Below are 17,982 nucleotides of genomic sequence, written 5' to 3'. Positions count from 1 at the left end.
CATTTGATTGATTTATGTGCTTTAATACGGCTCATGAAACCTGCCATCACACCCACTCCGTCCAAACCTCACGCCAGCGCCTCTAAAGAAGCTGCCGAGATCGGCGATACGCGCAAGCCACGTTCTGATGGTGAAGAAGCGCGTGGTCGTCTGCTCATGGCGGCCCTTCGTTTGTTCGCCGAAAAAGGTTTTGCCAAGACTTCCACGCGTGAAATCGCGCAAGCGGCCGGCGCCAATCTGTCCTCTATCAAATATTATTTCGGCGATAAAGCCGGTCTCTATCGGGTGGTCTTTAGTGAGCCAATGGGGACGGCGTGCCAGGAAATTGATCTGTCAGATCCGAGTTTGAGTCTCCGTGAGGTGCTGCGTCTTTTCTTTGAAGATTTTGTCATGCCTCTCAAACAGGGTGACGTCGCACAACTCGCCGTGCGCCTGCATTTTCGCGAAATGCTGGAGCCGACTGGATTGTGGATGGAGGAGATAGAAAGGCATATCAAACCCTCGCATCTCGGGCTGGTCGCGGTATTGCTGCGTCATTTGAATTTATCCAAAGCCGACGATGATGTGCATAGACTGGCGTTCTCACTGGCGGGCCTTGCACTGCAACTTTTCGTCATCCACGACGTGGTCAACGCGATCCGTCCCAAGTTGTTCGATACGCCTGCTGCGGTTGATCAATGGGCGATGCGACTGGTTGATTTTGGCGAAGCAATGGTCGCGATGGAAATTGCGCGTCGGCAGACTTTGCTTGGCTCAACCGCATCGGCGCCCTCTAAAAAAACAAAAAAATCATGATGAAAAAAACTCACCTCGTTCTTGCCGTCAGCCTGCCGCTATTGCTGAGCGCATGTGCGCTGAATGCGCCGCCTGACAAAGTCTCCGTTAGCACGCCATCACAGTGGTTTTCGCCTATGCCGAAAGCCCCGGTTGTTGACAGCAATGCTGCAAGTTTGCCTCATCACGGCACGCTGACCGATTTATCGCAATGGTGGCAACAGCAGAATGATCCGTTGTTAGTTGAGCTGATTCAATCAGCACAAACGGTAAGCCCTACTGTCGCCACTGCTGTTTCGCGTATCGAACAATCGCGCGCTTCGCGGGTCGCTGCCGAAGCCGCATTGATACCGAAACTGGATGCGTCGGTTAGCTCCAGTCGCACCAATACGCAAACCAATTTACCTTTGGGAACAACCACACAAGCTGCTTTGCAGCCATCGTGGGAGGCGGATATATTTGGCGGCAATCGCGCGACCAGCAGAGCAGCGTTGGCGCGTTTGCAAGGCGCACAAGCGAACTGGCATGACGCACGCGTCTCTGTCGCAGCGGAAGTCGCGAATCGTTATTACAGTCTGCGTACCTGCAACAAACTCGCACTTGTGACTACCGAAGATGCCGGTTCGCGCGCAGAAACTTCGCGCTTGTCTGACCTGAGTGCCAAGGCAGGATTCCAGGCGCCGGCGACGGCAGCGTTGGCGCGTGCCAGTGCTGCGGAAGGTCGCGGTCGTGCGACCCAACAAATTGCCTTGTGCGATCTGGATGTAAAAGCCTTGGTTGCATTGACGGCGATAGATGAGCCGACGCTGCGCAAAAAAATCAGCGATACACCTGCGCCGGATACGTCGACCACGGTGCTGGATATTTCCAGCCTTCCAGCACAAACCTTGACGCAACGCCCTGACGTGTTTATCGCAGAGCGTGAAGTTGCCGCAGCCAGCGCCGAAGTTGGTAATGCACAGGCTCAGCGCTACCCACGCTTGAGTTTGAGTGGATCAATTGGCGTGGCGAGTTTCCGTTCGAGTGGTGTAACGACCAACATGGATACATGGTCGGTAGGCCCGGTATCGCTGACTTTGCCATTGTTTGATGGCGGTGCGCGCAGAGCAAACGTCACCGCAGCCGAAGCAAATTACGACGCAGCAGTGGTCAGCTATCGCAGTAGTGTCCGACAAGCAGTACGCGAAGTAGAAGAAGCTTTGGTGAATTTGCAAAGTACCGCAGCTCGCAGTGAAGATGCGCGTGTTGCAGTGGAAGGCTATCGCGCCTCGTTCAATGGTTTTGAAGCATTGTACAAAAACGGCCTGGCCAATCTGGTTGACCTGGAAGAGGCGCGTCGTCTGCGTCTGGCATCTGAGTTGAACGCAGTATCGCTGGAACGTGAACGCATGTCTGCATGGATTGCACTATATCGCGCCGCTGGTGGTGGCTGGGTCAATCCTGATTCTGCTGCAGCCAATAATTCAAGTTCGGATGCAGCTCCGGTAACAAGCACACAGCAATAAAAAATAACGCGAAACAATAACGGACTAATAATATGAAACGTTTCAGTAAAAAAACCATCATCATCGCCGCCATTGTGCTGGTCGTATTGATTGCGATCATCGTCGTACTCTTCGGCGGCAAACCGGCTGCAGAGAAAAAGAAAGAGGACACTGCGCCCAAGGCTGCGCTAACCGTTACCACCGCACAGCCATCGCAAGCACGTCTGCCGATCAAGATGAGTGCAAACGGTACGATTACCGCTTGGCAGGAAGCAATCATCGGTAGCGAATCGAACGGTTTGCGTTTGACTGATGTACGCGTCAACGTTGGTGACACAGTACGCAAGGGTCAAGTACTGGCAACTTTCTTCGCTGGTACGACGCAAGCTGAGGTGTTGCAGGCACGCGCCAGTGTGATGGAAGCGGAAGCCAATGCGGCCGATGCAAAAAATAATGCCGAGCGTGCACGCACTCTGGAAAGCAGTGGCGCTCTGAGTACGCAACAAATCAATCAGTATCTGACTACAGAACAAACCGCCAAAGCCAAAGCTGATGCAGCGCGCGCAACCTTGTCTGCGCAAGAATTGCGTCTGACACAAACGCAAGTACTGGCGCCGGATGATGGCGTGATCTCGGCACGCAATGCAACCGTAGGTGCAGTGGTTGGTGCAGGCACTGAACTGTTCCGTTTGATCCGCCAAGGTAGATTGGAATGGCGTGCAGAAGTTACTTCAACTGAGCTCGGCAACATTGCTACCGGTACTCCCGCGTTAATCACCGCAGCCAACGGCACAAAAGTCAAAGGCAAAGTCCGCATGATTGCGCCGACTGTTGATGCGCAAAATCGTTCTGCGATCGTCTATGTTGATTTGTCAGCTGCTGCAACAGGATCATCGCCAGCACGCGCAGGTATGTTTGCTACTGGCGAATTCGACCTCGGCATGTCGTCGGCGATCACTGTGCCACAACAAGCGATCGTGATTCGCGATGGCTTCAGCTATGTATTCCGTTTGAATGCAGACAATCGCGTTACGCAAATCAAGATTCAACCAGGCCGTCGTTTGGTGGATAGCATTGAAGTGGTGTCTGGCATCGATGCAAATGCCGTCGTGGTTGCGAATGGTGCCGGCTTCTTGAATGATGGCGATTTGGTAAAAGTTGTTGCAGCGACCGCCTCAGAGCCAGCAGCGACGACTAGCAGCGATGCAGTAGTGCCCACAGCTACCGCCAGCAAGCCTGCCATTTCGCAAGATGCTGCGACTGTCAAACAAGCTGGCAGTGCGCCAGCCGCGCCGACAGTTGGCGCACCACAGACGACCAAATAGGAGCAAGCGTGAATTTTTCTTCGCTTTCAATCAAGAACCCGATCCCGGCCATCATGCTGTTTGTGTTGCTGAGTCTGGCGGGTTTGCTCTCGTTCAAGTCTAGCGCCGTACAGGACTTCCCTGATATTGAATTGCCGATTGTTACCGTTACCGCATCCTTGCCTGGCGCTGCGCCAGCTCAGCTGGAAACGGAAGTTGCGCGCAAGATCGAGGATTCAGTTGCGACTTTGCAAGGCATCAAAAACATTTACACCAAGGTTCTGGATGGCCTGGTAACTGTCACCGTTGAATTCGTATTGGAGAAAAACATCTCTGATGCGGTCAACGATGTGCGCGATGCAGTGGCGTTGGTGCGGGCTGACTTGCCTAGCGAGTTGCGCGATCCTTCCGTTACCAAAGTATCGACCGCCGGTCGCGTTGTATTGACCTTCACCGCTGCGCCCGCCGAAGGCAGCAAGATGGATGAGCAAGAGCTCAGCTGGTTTGTCGATAACACAGTGTCGAAGCGCGTATTAAGTGTGCCCGGTGTTGGCGCTTTCAAACGGGTGGGCGGCGTCAATCGTGAAATCCGGATTGAACTGGATGCCGCAAAAATGGCGGCCTTGAATGTCGCTGCTGTTGATGTCTCGCGTCGTCTGCGCCTGGTGCAACAGGAAGCGCCGGGCGGACGCGGCGATGTCAGCGGCGCCGAACAGGCTGTGCGCACCATTGGCACGGTCAAGAGCGCTGCCGAACTGGCACAAATGGATATCCCTTTAGCCGACGGCCATCACATTCGTCTCGATCAGGTAGCGAAGGTGACCGATACGATTTCCGAGCGTCGTTCTTCGGCGTCGCAGGATGGCAAGACCGTTGTCGGCTTCGAAGTCTTCCGTACCAAAGGTGCGAGTGAGCTGGATGTCGCCAAAGGTACGCAAGACGCCATCGCAGAACTGCAAGCCACAAATCGCAACATCGTTTTCAAACAGGCTATCGATAACGCGAAACCAGTCGAGGAAAATTTCGACGGTTCGATGGAGCTGTTGTATGAAGGCGCCTTGCTGGCCGTGTTGGTCGTGTGGTGGTTCTTGCGCGACTGGCGCGCCACCTTGGTCGCGGCTGCTGCGTTGCCGCTGTCCGTGATCCCGACCTTCCTCGGCCTGAAATATTTCGGCTACACACTCAATACTGTGACTTTGCTTTCGCTCGCGCTGGTGGTCGGGGTGCTGGTCGATGATGCGATTGTCGAGATCGAAAATATTTCGCGACATCTACGCATGGGCAAGACGCCTATGCAGGCAGCTATGGAAGCTGCGGATGAAATTGGTATGGCGGTTATCGCCACCACCTTCGCATTGGTCGCGGTGTTCTTGCCGACTGCGTTCATGGCCGGTATTCCAGGTCTGTTCTTCAAGCAGTTTGGCTGGACCGCGGTGCTGGCGATTCTAGCGTCTCTATTAGTGGCGCGATTATTGACACCTATGATGGCTGCGTACATTCTGAAGCCGGTCAAGGCGCATGAAGAAAAAGACAGCTGGTTGATGAAGCGTTATATGGCGACGATGAAATGGGCGTTGACGCATCGTTTGACAACGGCGATTGCCGCCGGCATATTCTTTATTGCATCCATCTTGTTGGTGCCGCTCTTGCCTACCGGTTTTGTACCGGCTGCTGATCGCGCACAAACACAAATCAATATCGAGCTGCCGCCAGGTAGTACGCTGGCAGAAACCACGTCCGTTGCCGAACGCGTAAGTGCGGCTGTGTCGAAAGACAAGAACATCACCAGTATCTTTAGTTCGGTCGGTGGCGGTTCCAGTGGCGATGCATTCGCACCGGGTGCGTCTGCAGAAGCGCGCCGCGCCGTGTTGACGCTGACAACTACACATCGTAACGACAGGCACGAAACGATGGCGGCGATAGAGTCGGGCATACGCGCCAACATTGCAGACATTCCTGGCGCGCGTTTCAACGTTGGTCCACCTGATAGTGGCGTCAAGATGCAATTGGTATTGCGCAGTGAAGATCCAGTTGCCTTGCAGCAGGCAGCACAAAAAGTCGAACGTGAACTGCGTACCTTAAAAGGAATTGGTAATGTCAGTTCCAGTGCCTCGCTGGTACGTCCGGAAATTATCGTACGTCCCGATTCGGCACGCGCAGCAGATCTCGGTGTGACTGCAGCGAGCATAGGTGAAACAGTCCGCGTCGCAACAGCTGGCGATTACGATATGAACTTGCCCAAGCTTAATTTGAGCGAACGTCAGGTGCCTATCCTCGTCAAGTTGCCGGATAACGTACGCGCTGATTTGTCAGCGATCGAACGTCTGACGGTGCCGGGCAAAAACGGTCCTGTGATGTTGGGCACCGTTGCCAGCGTCACGATGGAAAGCGGACCAGCGCAGATTGATCGCTTGAATCGCAGTCGTAATGTCACGCTTGATGTTGAGCTCGGCAGTCGTTCGCTGGGCGATCTGAATGCAGAAGCACGTGCCTTGCCATCGATGCGTAATTTGCCGCCATCAGTGAAAATTGCCGAGCTGGGTGATGCGCAAGAGATGTTGCTCTTGTTTGAAAGTTTTGGTTTGGCGATGCTGATTGGTGTGCTGTGTATTTACGGCGTACTCGTATTATTGTTCAAGGACTTCATGCAACCGATCACGATTCTGGCGGCTTTGCCTTTGTCTATCGGTGGTGCGTTCGTGGCCTTGCTGCTCACCGGTCGCGCCTTGTCCATGCCGTCGATGATTGGTCTGATCATGTTGATGGGTATCGTGACGAAGAACTCGATTCTGCTGGTTGACTACGCAATTCTTGCGCGACAGGAAGGCATGAATCGCTTCGACGCGCTGGTTGATGCCTGCCACAAACGTAGTCGTCCGATTTTGATGACAACGATTGCGATGGGCGCAGGCATGATGCCGCTGGCACTGGGCTGGGGAGCCGATCCTAGCTTCCGTTCACCGATGGCGATCACCGTGATCGGTGGTTTGATTACATCGACCTTGCTGAGTTTGTTGGTGGTGCCTGCGGTATTCACGTATATCGATGATCTGGAACACTGGATGAAACGCATGATGCGCAAGGCGCGCGGCATTAAAGAAGAATCATCAGTGCCACCGCAAATCGCGTTGGAAAAGTAAAAGCAGTTTTTGCTTAACGTTGGTATCGATGTCGATACCAACGTTGGCTGATTTAAAAAACCAAGGAACATCATGACTCGCCCTGTTTTAAGTTCAGAAAAGTTGTCGCCAGAAGTCGCTGCCTATATGGCTAGCTACCATCAACAAACTGTCAATGAAGTAGCCAGTACAGTCGCCACTAACAAGATAGTAGTGGTCGGCATGGGCATGAATCCCTTTGTTAAGAAAGCACGTGCCGCTTTGTCTGAAGCTGGCGTTGATTTCAAATATCTTGAATACGGCAATTACTTTTCGCTTTGGAAGCCACGTCTGGCGATCAAGCTGTGGAGTGGCTGGCCGACGTTTCCGCAAGTTTTTGTCGATGGTAAATTAATCGGCGGTTACAAAGAATTAGTGACGGCATTGAAAGCCGGTACGATCACTCGTTGATAGAGGTCTGATGGTGTTTTCTTCACTGGATACGTCGGCTAAAAATTCAGCGCTGAACCTGCTTCAGCTATCTTTGCCATCGCCACTCACCATCGTGGTGCTGGCGCCGCATCCGGATGACTTCGATGCAATAGCTGCGACGCTGCGATTTTTTCATCGGCGTGGCGACGTCATACATTTAGCCGTGCTAACGACGGGTGCGAGTGGTGTTGAAGGCGGTTACGCTGGTGCGCATACTGATGCTGACAAGGCAGCCTTGCGTGAGCAGGAACAACGCGCAAGCTGTGCATTTTTCGGCCTGCCGCTTGAACGTTTGAGCTTCTTGCGTTTGCCGACAGATGAAAAAGGCAACCCGCGTCTTGACGTAGATAATCACGAACGAATAAGCGACTATTTATTGTCGCGCACGCCGGATCTGGTATTCATGCCGCATGGGAATGACAGCAACGTCACGCATCAGCGTACCTACGCCTTGTTTCGTGCAGTTGCGCTAGCCGAACATTTGCAACTGTGGGCAGTATTGAATCAGGATGCGAAAACGGTGGCGATGCGCACTGATTTATTTACCTCATTCGATGCGGCAACTGCGACATGGAAAGCCGCGATGTTGCGTCTGCATCAATCGCAACATCAGCGTAATCTGAATACGCGTGGTCATGGATTTGATGACAGGGTGTTATCGATCAATCGAAAATGCGCTGTCGATTTGAAACTGGGTGACGATGAATATGCCGAATGCTTTGAACTGGAACGCTTCGGCTAAAGAACTAAGAACAGTAATAGAGGATTTGAAAATGGCTTGTGATCACAAAGAAGTATTGGATCTTGCAAAAGCGGGAAGCTGGGAAGAGGCGCACGCGTTAGTGCAAGTGCATGGCGATGTGTTGTCGTGCCAGATTCACGGTTATCTGCACCGTGTTGAAGGCGATTTGAGCAATGCCAGTTATTGGTACAGCCGCGGCAAAACGAGTGTGCCGAAAAATACGCTGGATGAAGAATTCGATCGCTTGAGCGCAAAGCTCGCTGAAGCTTGATAGTCGTCAGCGAACTGTTTTAACAGCTCAGGCTTTATGCACCTGACGTGAATCCGTCGGTGCTTCGGCTCTCTCATTGAGCCCGTAATCGCGCAGCACATGCGCAACCCGCAGCCGATAATCGGCAAAAATATTTCCGCGTCCCGCAGCTTGCACCTTGCGATGCTCTTCCAGATTGCGCCATTGCTTGACTGCTTCTTCATCGCGCCAGTAAGACAGCGATAGAATTTTCCCCGGCTGACTCAGACTCTGAAATCGCTCGATGGATATAAAACCATCTATCTTGTGCAGCAGTGGTCGCAATGCTGCAGCCGCATCCATGTAATCCTGCTTGTACTGGTCGTGTGGAATGACTTCAAAAATAACGGCAATCATGTGAATGCTCCCTTGATGATGTCTCCGCCATATTCCTGTAGCAATGTATGCGGCAGAATTTTTAGCGAATTGTTTAGCAAGTCATTTAGAACTAGGGCCTGCGAAATTCGTTTTCTATCCACTGCTCTGCACTTGCACGCGTCAACTTGAAGTTGGGTGCGACGCGTACTTCTGCAATTTGATCGCCACCGTCATCCAAGGCACTCAGCATCGCATACGGATCATCTTCATCCGGCACGATATCCAGATTAACGGTAATCGTTGCCGATGCAGTATTCACGACGACGCTTTTATGCAGCGTCGCATGCAGTTGCTGCTCATGTCTGCGCAAGACTTCTGATGCAGTTTTCACTAGCGTGTGAAACGCTGGCGTATCAAGCGGCTTCGGATTCTTTTTGTCGCGGCCCATGGTCCACGGGCCGACCAGCGCTGGTTCTGCTTCACCATCCTTGATCATTTCGACCGCCCAGCCTTCATCATCATCGTTCTTGATCACGCGCGCGGTCCAGCCGTCGTCGCGCCACATGCGTGGCTCGTGAATTGAACCGTTTTGATCTTGCTCGGAATAATTTTGTGTTTCGTCGTTGTTCATTGAGGTGCGCTTATTTCATCTGGTCAGGGTGCATATCATAGTGGCTTTTGCATCGGCTGTACGACAGCACTTCAGATGCGTCTATATGGCTAAATTGTATGCAAAACAGGTGTGGAGCACGGTAGGAGCGCACGGAATCTGCAAAACGGCGCGAGTGCGTGTAGACTTGCGCCCTTGCGCAGCTTATCGCTAGTAAAGATAAGCCTGCTGTACACGCCGACCGCCGTCGGCATCAAGAATAATAATCCTAGAAGTCAGAATTCCATGCGTACTACCTCCAGAATGCCTTGTGTGGATGCACTCAAGGCGATTGCCTGTTTATTGATTGTGTTGCATCACCTCGCGTTTTACGGCCCGATGTCGGATGCTGCGCACACGCTCGTCCCAGCCTTGATCGATTTGTTTTATCAATACGGTCGGATGGCGGTGCAGGCGTTTTTTGTGATTGCAGGATTCTTGATGGCGGCGAAATTTGCGCCGCATGGCAAAGCTTTGCTGACGCAACCTGTGCACGCGATTTATCAGCGCTACTTGCGTTTGGCGATCCCGTATCTAGTCGCATTGGTGTGCGCTATCGTATGCGCAGCGCTGGCACGTGCCTGGTTGACGAATGATGCGATTCCGGACGCGCCAACTGCGATGCAATTGCTGTCGCATGTTTTTTTCCTGCAGGATTTGGTCGGACAAGATGCCTTGTCCGCTGGTGTTTGGTATGTGGCGATAGATCTGCAACTCTTTTCGCTGGCAGCATTGCTGATGTGGTGTGCAGCGCGGGTTGAGGCACGTTTTACAAAACTGAGTTTGCTGGGACCGATTGCGATCGCCGTGTTGACTGCGACCTCGCTGTTCTTCTTCAATCTGCAGAAAGATTTGGATACGACGGCGTTTTACTTCTTTGGCTCTTACGGTTTGGGTGCGCTGGCTTATTGGGCGTCGCGTCGCGAAGACGGCATGTGGTGGCTGGCGCTGTTAAGTACTGCGGTGTTAGCGGCTTTGCTGTTTGATTTCCGCTCGCGTATCTTGGTGGCTGGCGGCGTGATGCTGGTGCTCGGTCTTGCTCGTCAAACCGGCGCGATGGAAGCGATGCCTATGCCACGCTTCCTGGTTTATCTGGGACGTATTTCGTATTCAGTTTTTTTGATTCACTTCCCTTTGTGTCTGGTCGTGAACGCAGTATTTTTCCACTTCTTCCCTGAGCAAGCGATCGCCAGCCTGATCGGCATGACGGTCGCATTAGCGGCAAGTGTGGGCGCTGGTGCGCTGCTGTTCAAATGGGTTGAAAGCCGACCAATGACCAACAGAAAACGCTTGCTGGCACCGGCCGGCTTTATGGTCAGCGGCATGTTGGCGGCGCAACAAGCCAGCTAATTTCAGACTAGTTTCAAGCCTTGCAGCCTGCGCTTAGATCCAGCGATTTGTCGTAGTGCGTAGATTCGATTTGCAGCATGCCCAGGATAGAGTGAAACAGATTGTCCTGGCTGACCGGCGTGTTGGCCAATTTGCTCATGCAATCCTTGTTCACGCCAAAGCTTGATGCAAATCCTGGCGACATCCACATCACCATCGGTATCTGTGTTTGCTCTTTCGGCGCGATCGAATAAGGCAAACCATGCAGATAAATTCCGTGTTCACCCAACGATTCACCATGATCTGACAGATACAGCATGGCTGTGTCGTAGGTGGTTTGCGTTTTCAAATAATTGATGGTCTGCGCCAAAAAGTGGTCGGTGTACAGCACGCCATTGTCATAGGTGTTGACGATCTCTTCCTTGCTGCATTTGCTTAAGTCTGCGGTATCGCAAGTCGGCGTGAAAACGCGCATCGCGGCCGGATAACGTTTGTAATATGCCGGGCCGTGATTGGCCAGCTGATGCAGGACGACGAACATATTACCCTTCTTGGCTTTTTGTATTTCGCCATCCATGCCATTGAGCAGAATCTCATCAAGGCAGCGTTCGTCATCGCACAGCGCGGCGTTTTTGCTATTGTCCAGATGCTGTTCTTCCAAGCCATCGCATACACCTTTGCAACCAGCCTGATTGTCGCGCCACAGCGTTTTTACGCCTGCGTGGTCGATTACGTGTAATAGCGATTCATGCGCGCGTATGGCTTTTTCATCGTAGTTGCGACGGCCATAGGTTGAGAACATGCACGGTACCGATACTTCAGTGTTGGTGCCGCATGAGGTTGCATGCGTGAAGTTGATCACATCCAGCTTGCTTAATTCAGGCGTGGTTTGATGTGCGTAACCATTCATGCCCCAGTTCGCAGCGCGCGTGGTTTCGCCCACGACCAGCACGAATAACATAGGCTTTGTACGATTGTTCCAGCCGGCTGCCATGTGCGCATCTGCACTGATGGGAATTTTAGGGGTGTTGGCTTGTGCGGTATCGGCGACCACAACGCGCGCCAATGAGAACAAATAATTACTTGGTGTGATCAAGAAGCGCACTTCTTTTTGATTGCGCATCAAAGAAGAAAAATCCTGAAACACCAGCATGATGGCGCCGCCAGCGATGACGAATGCACCCACCAGATAAGCGATGCGCATCAGCGTGGCACGACGCCAGGATGTCTTCGTCAGACGCAGCTTCCACACCAACAGTGATGGCAGCACGCCATAAACCAACATATGAATACAGAAGTTCAGCGAGAATAATTCGCTGGCTTCCTTGACGTCCGTGCGCAGAATATTTCTGACCATTTCCGAATTGAAGAAAACGGTGTACTTGTCCATGTAATACGTTGCTGCCGCAGTGACGATAAACAGCAGCGTCAAGATAGGTTTGGCGCTCCAGCGATTCAGCACGATAAAAAGTCCGACGCTCTGCAAGGCCGTGATGGCAATAAACACCGCTGCGGCAAACAACCACGAGCTCGCATGCGACCAGTCGCGCTGAGCCAATGCGGCGGAGAAAAACAGATGATTACAAGTGATTGAAAAAAACAGGCTGGCAAGAATCGCCAGCCTTTCAACGCCTATGGCGGGGAGACGATCAAACGGGAAAAAAGACGCGTGGCTGCCGCTTTGCGGAAGGGCAACCGGGCTGTTTGCAAGGTGAGATGTTTTCAAGACGCACACCGACTTCTATATGAGAAGTCGCTACGCTATCGAGGGCGCCGTTAAGTGGGCGTTAAGGTGCCGGAGCGGGTCTAAACCGAGGCAAAGACAGATCAAAAGCGGCTCAAATCCATGTGGTCAAAATGACATGGAAAGAATCGCTCTTATCCAATCACAAAGGCAGCAATAACGCGCTTATGTACCTGTTAAACCGTTGTGGAGACTGGCTCAGACGGGAAGGTCAGTATGAAACGACTGCCGCCGCCGTCAGGCGTCTGATGTTCTATCTGCCAGCCCAAATGATCGGCGACGCGTTTGACTATCGCTAGGCCCAGGCCGGAGCCGACGTGAGGGTTTTCCTTGCCGCGCACGAAGCGCTCGAACAGTCGCGCACGTACGTTTTCCGGCACGCCGGGACCATTGTCTTCTATGGTTAATTGATGCGCAGCGAGCTTGATTTTGACTGTGCCTTGTTCAGTGTATTGGCAGGCATTGCGCAACAGATTGCCGATTGCAATTCCGGCCAATTCGGTGCGCGCATACACCCACACATCGCCCACATCTTCGAACACGATTTGTACGGGTTTGTCGCCCAACAATTGCTGGCAGCGCTCAATCTCGCGCTCGATCAAATGCGTGAGCGACAGCTGACTACCACCTAATGTTTCTGGCGATTGCGACAGCAACAGCAAAGCGCCTACGCGTTCAGATGCTTCTGCCGCTACTCGGCGTATGCGCTCGGCGACTGCCAACTCATCTGGCGATCCAGCGAGCTGTACTTTCAATAGCTCGGATGCGCCCAGCATGATGGTGAGTGGCGTGCGCAATTCGTGGCTGACGTCGCCGGTAAACAATTTTTCATCAGCGAGAAAGCGCTGCAGTTGATTGGTCCGTTTGGCGAATGCGCGGGCCAGCATGCCGATTTCATTTTGCGTATCCAGCGATGGTAATTCGGACGGATCATCATTGCGTTCAACCGCTTCGGCCAATGCCGTTACTGGCGCAATGATCAGTTTTGACGAAGCCAATCCCAGAAAGATGGACAGCAACATACTGGCGAAAAAACCTGCGGTTACTGCAATGAAAATAAGTAATTCTGTATCTTCAAAATCGGTAGTGTCGTCGCTTAGAACAAAGCGATGGTTATTCATATTGCGCACGACTACATGCAATTCTGTTTCGCCGATTTCAATTTCGTGGATGCCGTTAGGTAGCTTGCGAAATGTCTCAGGAATATCGTCGTCAACGTAAAAAGTGATATCCGGCGGCAGCTCGTATTTATCGTTACTTAAATATTGACCAATGATTTGGTTCGTTAATTTATCGAGGTTGTGATCGATCAATTTCGCTTCTGCCATTTCAACAGCGACATACGATGAAAGCGAAAAGAAGCTGCACAAAATGAGTGCCATCAATATGAATGTGCCAGCGATGCGTCGTCTTAGCGACTGCTTGCTTTTCGATGGATTGCTTGTCATTTCACGCTTCATTTTCGATCTTCATTTTCATTTACCAGACGATAACCGCTGCCCGGCAAAGTACGCAGCATAGGCGTGACAAATGGTCTATCCATCGCCTGGCGCAGCGCATGGATGTGCGTGCGCAATGCATCGCTATCCGGTGGATCATCACCCCAGATTTCACGCAATAATTCTTCGCGCGTGATCAGTGCCGGCGCTTTGCGCATCAAGGATTCCAGCAGCTTGTAACCAGTTGGTGTCAGTGCAAGTTTGTGTCCGGCGCGCGTGGCTTCGTAACGACTGAGGTCGAAGCGCAACTCGCCGAATTCCAGTATGTGTTCTACCGTTTCATTGCGAGCACGACGTACCAGTGCTTTCAAGCGAGCTTCGAGTTCTATCAGTGAAAACGGTTTGACCAGATAGTCGTCGGCGCCTACTTCAAAGCCGACCAATTTGTCTTTGACGGTATCGCGTGCAGTCAGCATCAGAATCGGTGTCGCGAGTCGTCGCTCTTTGCGCAATTGGCGGCAGACTTCAATGCCATCAAGGCCGGGCAATTCAAGATCCAGCACGATGACGTCGTAGTGCGATTCGATGGCGCGCGCGACGCCAGCGGAACCAGTGAGCGCGACATCCAGGGTGTAACCCAATGGTTCGAGAAAACCATACAGGTTGGCGACGATGTCCGGATTGTCTTCGATGATCAGTGCGTACACATTATCTTTCCGTTCAAGCGATGCATTGAAGTCGCGCTACTGAAGATATTTATTCGTCGATCGCGGTAAACCGTTGCATGGATTTACCTTCGTGTTCGATGATTTCAAAGAACACTTTTTCCGGCCGGGTCCAGAACGAACCATCGGCCGCGGTGTACACGATCATGACCGTTTCCGGATCCGATTCGAGTTTAGCGGCGCATACAAAATCGTAAATGCCGCCTTTGTAATGTCTGAATTGCATAATTTTTATCCCCGCAATTTATGACAACACTTCATTCCATTTTTGCAATCCAGCTACCGACAACCAATACCAAACCGATATTGATGGGAATGTTAATGCCCTTGGTTGCGCGGCCGTAAGCTTTGAGCAGATTCAATACTGCAAAGGCGCCCCACAACAGTAAATTGCCACCGCCACGTAGCCAGTCGGCTTGCTCGGTACCGGTGAATAATTGATGCGCACCGGCCAAGGCCAGATACAAACACATTGCCGCAAGAACCAGGCGCGTGCTCTTTTTTTGAAGAATTTGTTCGAAAGTTTGTCCAGAAAACATATGAGCTCCATTTGATGTGCCGTTATTGTAAGTGAGTACGGCGACAGACATCGTTTATCGGCATCTTTTATCAGCATGTTTTGCAAAAATTTGAGGGCGGTTTGGCAAGCTGAACTGGCTTGTGAGATTATCCGCTCAATTTATCGGCGGCAAAAATACCGCCAACAATGCAGACAAAACAGAACATGGAATGCGAAATGAGCGAAACGACAACGGTACTGATCGTCGATGACGACGAAGAAATTCGCGACTTGCTGGCGAACTATCTGGCTGGATTTTCCATTCAGGCGCAGGCGGTGGGCGACGGTGCCGCGATGCGCAGTGCAATGGCAGAGAATCGCTTCGATGCGATCATTCTCGATCTGATGTTGCCGGGCGAAGATGGTTTGTCGCTGTGTCGGCAACTACGCGCGAGTACCGATATTCCCATCATTATTTTGACTGCACGTGGCGAGTCGACTGATCGCGTGGTCGGTCTGGAGCTGGGTGCGGACGATTACGTGATGAAGCCGTTTGACCCACGCGAACTGGTGGCGCGCATACACACGATTTTACGCAGGACCAAGGATGGAAAGAAGCGTGAACAGGCCGCGGATGGCAGTGACGAGCAATGGCATTTTGAAGGATGGACCATCAATCGCCTGGCGCGTCAGCTGATCACGCCGCAAAAAATGGTGGTGCCTTTATCGAATGCAGAATACCGCTTGCTGAGCGTGTTTATCGAACGACCGCATCGCGTGTTGAGTCGCGATCAGTTGATGGATGCGGCGCGCGGACATAACGTCACGGCATTTGATCGCAGTATCGATTTGCTGGTTTCGCGACTACGACAAAAGCTGGAAGAAGATCCGAAAGATCCAAAATTTCTGAAGACGGTACGCGGCGAAGGCTATCTGTTTGATGCGAAGGTTGTGCGATGAAACGCTTTTTGCCGAATACCATTTTCGCGCGCTTGTTTGCGCTGATTGTGCTGGCGATTATGGTCAGCCATGTGATGACCTTCATCCTGGTCGTGAATTTCTATGGACGTGACTTTCCACCTCCGGGCTTTAGACAGCATGCCGAAGTTCAGTCAGGTGAGTTCTCTGAGCATCGCCGACCGCCGCCAGCAACATTGAAGATTGCCGGTTTTGAACTGCCACCTTTACCGCCAGGATTGTGGATAGGCATCATCATGCAACTGCTGACGCTGACTGCGACTGCTTGGTTTGGCGCACGATTCCTGGCGAGACCTATGCAGCAGATTGCCCATGCATCGGCGCAGCTGGCGAATAATTTATACAGCGTGCCGATGAAGGTGCAAGGTCCTGATGAAGTGCGCCAGACTGCCAGTGTATTTAACGATATGCAGCACAAGGTACGTGAGCAAATCGAAGAACGTGAGCGTTTTTTGGCGGCGGTGTCGCACGACTTGCGCACCCCGCTGACGCGTATGAAGTTGCGGATAGAAAATCTGGCTGAGAATTATGCAAAGCCAAAATTGCGTGACGATATCAGCGAGATGGCAGTAATGCTGGACGCCACGCTGGATTATTTGCGTGGACGTGTCTCCAACGAAAATTTGCAACTGCTCAATGTGCAAGCTTTGATCGAGGTCATCGTCGAAGATGCGAGTGCAAATGGCGACAGTGTTCGCATGCAGGGCAATGCCGAACCTTTGTTCACCAAGCCTATCGCGTTGCGTCGTTGCCTGACGAATCTGGTGGAGAACGCTTTACGCTACGGCGAGGATGCGGTGGTGTCGTTAATCGATACGCCGACCACGCTGGTGATCGAAGTGCGCGATCATGGGCCTGGTATTCCGCCAGAAAAAATGGCGGCAGTGTTCGAGCCTTTTGTCCGCCTCGATGCTTCGCGCAACAAGGCGCTGGGAGGCGTTGGTTTGGGATTGTCGATTGCGCGTGAAGCAGCAATGCAATGCGATGGCCGGCTGACTTTGCGGAATGCGCCGGATGGCGGATTGATTGCCAGTATTGCTATCAAACGTTGAGGGTTAGGCTCAGAAGAGCGCTCAGTATTTTTCCGTTTTGTGCTTGATTTGCCGAATGTATCAAACTTGATACAAACCGCACATGCGATGGATACATAGACCTGACATGCTCAGTTCGTCAGCATGGGAATTGGTGTCTCTGCCGGCGTCAATCAAAGGGGAATAACATGGCAATTAGTGGCGTAGGCAGCGGCAACAGTGCATGGACAGTACAACGTCCCGATGCGACAAAAATAGCGAGCGACTTGTTCGCCAAGGTGGACACCAGCAACAAGGGCTATATCGACAAAGCCAGTCTGCAATCCGCACTGGGCGGTAACGCTGCGGATTCTGCATCTGATGTGGACCAGCTTTTTAGCCAGATCGATTCCGATCAAGATGGCAAGATCACCAAACAAGAATTAACCGATGGGGTCAAGCAGTTGTCCGATGCGCTGGATGCGCAATTCGACAGCTCACGTGTAGCGCGCGCTAGCGGTGGTCAACAGCCACCAGCACCGCCTTCGACCGATGATATTTTCGCCAGCCTTGATACAAAAAATCAAGGTTATATCGACAAGGAAGAATTGCAGGCAGCCTTCGATGTCAATTCAAGCGATAAGGCAGCGAATACAGAAAAGGTCGAACAGCTTTTCAAAACGCTGGATGCGGATGGCGATAACAAGATTACCAAAGCTGAGCTGAGTACTGGCCTGCAGCAAATGGGTGGACCAGAACAGCAAGCTGACGGTGCGGTTGGTGGCGTCGATGCAAGTGCGGCGGCTGGGTCAGCGAAACCGGCAGGTGGTGCGCGTCCATCTGGTTCCGGTGATGAATCATCTGATTCGGATAGCACTTCTTACGAAGCCGCTGACGCGAATAAAGACGGTACGGTCAGCTTGCAAGAACTCGTCACATATCAGGCGAGCCATCCGACTACTGAAACATCAGAAAGTGATGCGCAAAACAGCATGCAAGCCGTGCTGAAAATCGTTGCGCAACTGACGCAGACTTATGGTCAGTTCGATCAAACTATCGCGAATAGTGCGACTAGCCTGAACACGATTTCAGAAACGGCCTGATCGTA

At 52.2% G+C, this 17,982-nt stretch carries 18 protein-coding genes; 11 read left to right on the top strand and 7 right to left on the bottom strand.

Features of this window, described 5'->3' with window-relative positions; genetic code table 11:
- Window positions 1-33 precede the first annotated feature (33 nt).
- The 7 genes from Q7T66_RS00865 to Q7T66_RS00835 all read left to right on the top strand — a co-directional run bounded on the left by Q7T66_RS00865 (window position 34) and on the right by Q7T66_RS00835 (window position 8,165).
- A complete protein-coding gene (locus tag Q7T66_RS00865; RefSeq protein WP_304931346.1) occupies window positions 34-795 on the top strand; it encodes a CerR family C-terminal domain-containing protein in 762 nt (253 codons plus the stop codon).
- A complete protein-coding gene (locus Q7T66_RS00860) occupies window positions 795-2,279 on the top strand; it encodes an efflux transporter outer membrane subunit (RefSeq protein WP_304931345.1) in 1,485 nt (494 codons plus the stop codon). The genes Q7T66_RS00865 and Q7T66_RS00860 overlap by 1 nt, the downstream gene beginning before the upstream one ends.
- A gap of 32 nt (window positions 2,280-2,311) precedes the next feature.
- Window positions 2,312-3,583: an efflux RND transporter periplasmic adaptor subunit gene (locus Q7T66_RS00855; RefSeq protein WP_304931344.1), complete on the top strand. Its 1,272-nt coding sequence runs from the start codon at window positions 2,312-2,314 to the stop codon at window positions 3,581-3,583.
- An 8-nt stretch (window positions 3,584-3,591) separates the two neighbouring features.
- Window positions 3,592-6,702 (top strand): efflux RND transporter permease subunit, encoded by a 3,111-nt coding sequence (locus Q7T66_RS00850; protein ID WP_304931343.1) that lies wholly within the window; start codon window positions 3,592-3,594, stop codon window positions 6,700-6,702.
- A 72-nt stretch (window positions 6,703-6,774) separates the two neighbouring features.
- Window positions 6,775-7,131: a glutaredoxin gene (locus Q7T66_RS00845; RefSeq protein ID WP_304931342.1), complete on the top strand. Its 357-nt coding sequence runs from the start codon at window positions 6,775-6,777 to the stop codon at window positions 7,129-7,131.
- A gap of 10 nt (window positions 7,132-7,141) precedes the next feature.
- On the top strand, window positions 7,142-7,894 hold the full coding sequence (locus Q7T66_RS00840) for a PIG-L deacetylase family protein (protein WP_304931341.1): 753 nt from the start codon (window positions 7,142-7,144) through the stop codon (window positions 7,892-7,894).
- A gap of 31 nt (window positions 7,895-7,925) precedes the next feature.
- Window positions 7,926-8,165, top strand: a complete 240-nt coding sequence (locus Q7T66_RS00835) for a hypothetical protein (RefSeq protein WP_304931340.1) — start codon at window positions 7,926-7,928, stop codon at window positions 8,163-8,165.
- 27 nt (window positions 8,166-8,192) lie between these two features.
- On the opposite strand, the gene Q7T66_RS00830 is transcribed toward Q7T66_RS00835, so the two are convergent.
- Both Q7T66_RS00830 and Q7T66_RS00825 read right to left on the bottom strand, forming a co-directional pair.
- Window positions 8,193-8,540 carry an antibiotic biosynthesis monooxygenase gene (locus Q7T66_RS00830; RefSeq protein WP_304931339.1) on the bottom strand — a complete coding sequence of 116 codons (348 nt, stop codon included), beginning with the start codon at window positions 8,538-8,540 and terminating at the stop codon, window positions 8,193-8,195.
- A 91-nt stretch (window positions 8,541-8,631) separates the two neighbouring features.
- Complete coding sequence (locus Q7T66_RS00825) at window positions 8,632-9,132, bottom strand: hypothetical protein (protein ID WP_304931337.1); 501 nt, start codon at window positions 9,130-9,132, stop codon at window positions 8,632-8,634.
- A 264-nt stretch (window positions 9,133-9,396) separates the two neighbouring features.
- Here Q7T66_RS00825 and Q7T66_RS00820 point away from each other — a divergent pair, with 264 nt between their 5' ends.
- A complete protein-coding gene (locus Q7T66_RS00820; protein WP_304931335.1) occupies window positions 9,397-10,500 on the top strand; it encodes an acyltransferase in 1,104 nt (367 codons plus the stop codon).
- 13 nt (window positions 10,501-10,513) lie between these two features.
- On the opposite strand, the gene Q7T66_RS00815 is transcribed toward Q7T66_RS00820, so the two are convergent.
- The 5 genes from Q7T66_RS00815 to Q7T66_RS00795 form a co-directional block, all read right to left on the bottom strand.
- Entirely contained in the window at window positions 10,514-12,214 is a 1,701-nt protein-coding gene (locus Q7T66_RS00815; RefSeq protein ID WP_370691585.1) for a phosphoethanolamine transferase, read from the bottom strand.
- A 185-nt stretch (window positions 12,215-12,399) separates the two neighbouring features.
- Window positions 12,400-13,671 carry a HAMP domain-containing sensor histidine kinase gene (locus Q7T66_RS00810; RefSeq protein ID WP_304931333.1) on the bottom strand — a complete coding sequence of 424 codons (1,272 nt, stop codon included), beginning with the start codon at window positions 13,669-13,671 and terminating at the stop codon, window positions 12,400-12,402.
- A gap of 8 nt (window positions 13,672-13,679) precedes the next feature.
- Window positions 13,680-14,369 (bottom strand): response regulator transcription factor, encoded by a 690-nt coding sequence (locus Q7T66_RS00805; protein WP_304931332.1) that lies wholly within the window; start codon window positions 14,367-14,369, stop codon window positions 13,680-13,682.
- Between the two features lie 49 nt (window positions 14,370-14,418).
- Complete coding sequence (locus Q7T66_RS00800; protein WP_304931331.1) at window positions 14,419-14,613, bottom strand: DUF1653 domain-containing protein; 195 nt, start codon at window positions 14,611-14,613, stop codon at window positions 14,419-14,421.
- A gap of 31 nt (window positions 14,614-14,644) precedes the next feature.
- Window positions 14,645-14,926, bottom strand: coding sequence for a hypothetical protein (locus tag Q7T66_RS00795; protein ID WP_304931330.1), 282 nt, complete (start codon window positions 14,924-14,926; stop codon window positions 14,645-14,647).
- 197 nt (window positions 14,927-15,123) lie between these two features.
- On the opposite strand from Q7T66_RS00795, the gene Q7T66_RS00790 reads away from it, so the two are divergent.
- The 3 genes from Q7T66_RS00790 (at window position 15,124) to Q7T66_RS00780 (ending at window position 17,977) form a co-directional block, all read left to right on the top strand.
- Window positions 15,124-15,846 carry a response regulator gene (locus Q7T66_RS00790; RefSeq protein ID WP_304931329.1) on the top strand — a complete coding sequence of 241 codons (723 nt, stop codon included), beginning with the start codon at window positions 15,124-15,126 and terminating at the stop codon, window positions 15,844-15,846.
- Window positions 15,843-16,916, top strand: coding sequence for an ATP-binding protein (locus Q7T66_RS00785; protein WP_304931328.1), 1,074 nt, complete (start codon window positions 15,843-15,845; stop codon window positions 16,914-16,916). Before Q7T66_RS00790 ends, Q7T66_RS00785 begins: the two co-directional genes overlap by 4 nt.
- A gap of 167 nt (window positions 16,917-17,083) precedes the next feature.
- Window positions 17,084-17,977, top strand: a complete 894-nt coding sequence (locus tag Q7T66_RS00780) for an EF-hand domain-containing protein (protein WP_304931327.1) — start codon at window positions 17,084-17,086, stop codon at window positions 17,975-17,977.
- Window positions 17,978-17,982: the final 5 nt, after the last annotated feature.

This window comes from Herminiimonas sp. (assembly GCF_030655415.1).
The sequence above is the reverse complement of the archived record's forward strand: the minus strand, read 5'-3'. Positions and strand labels throughout refer to the sequence as shown.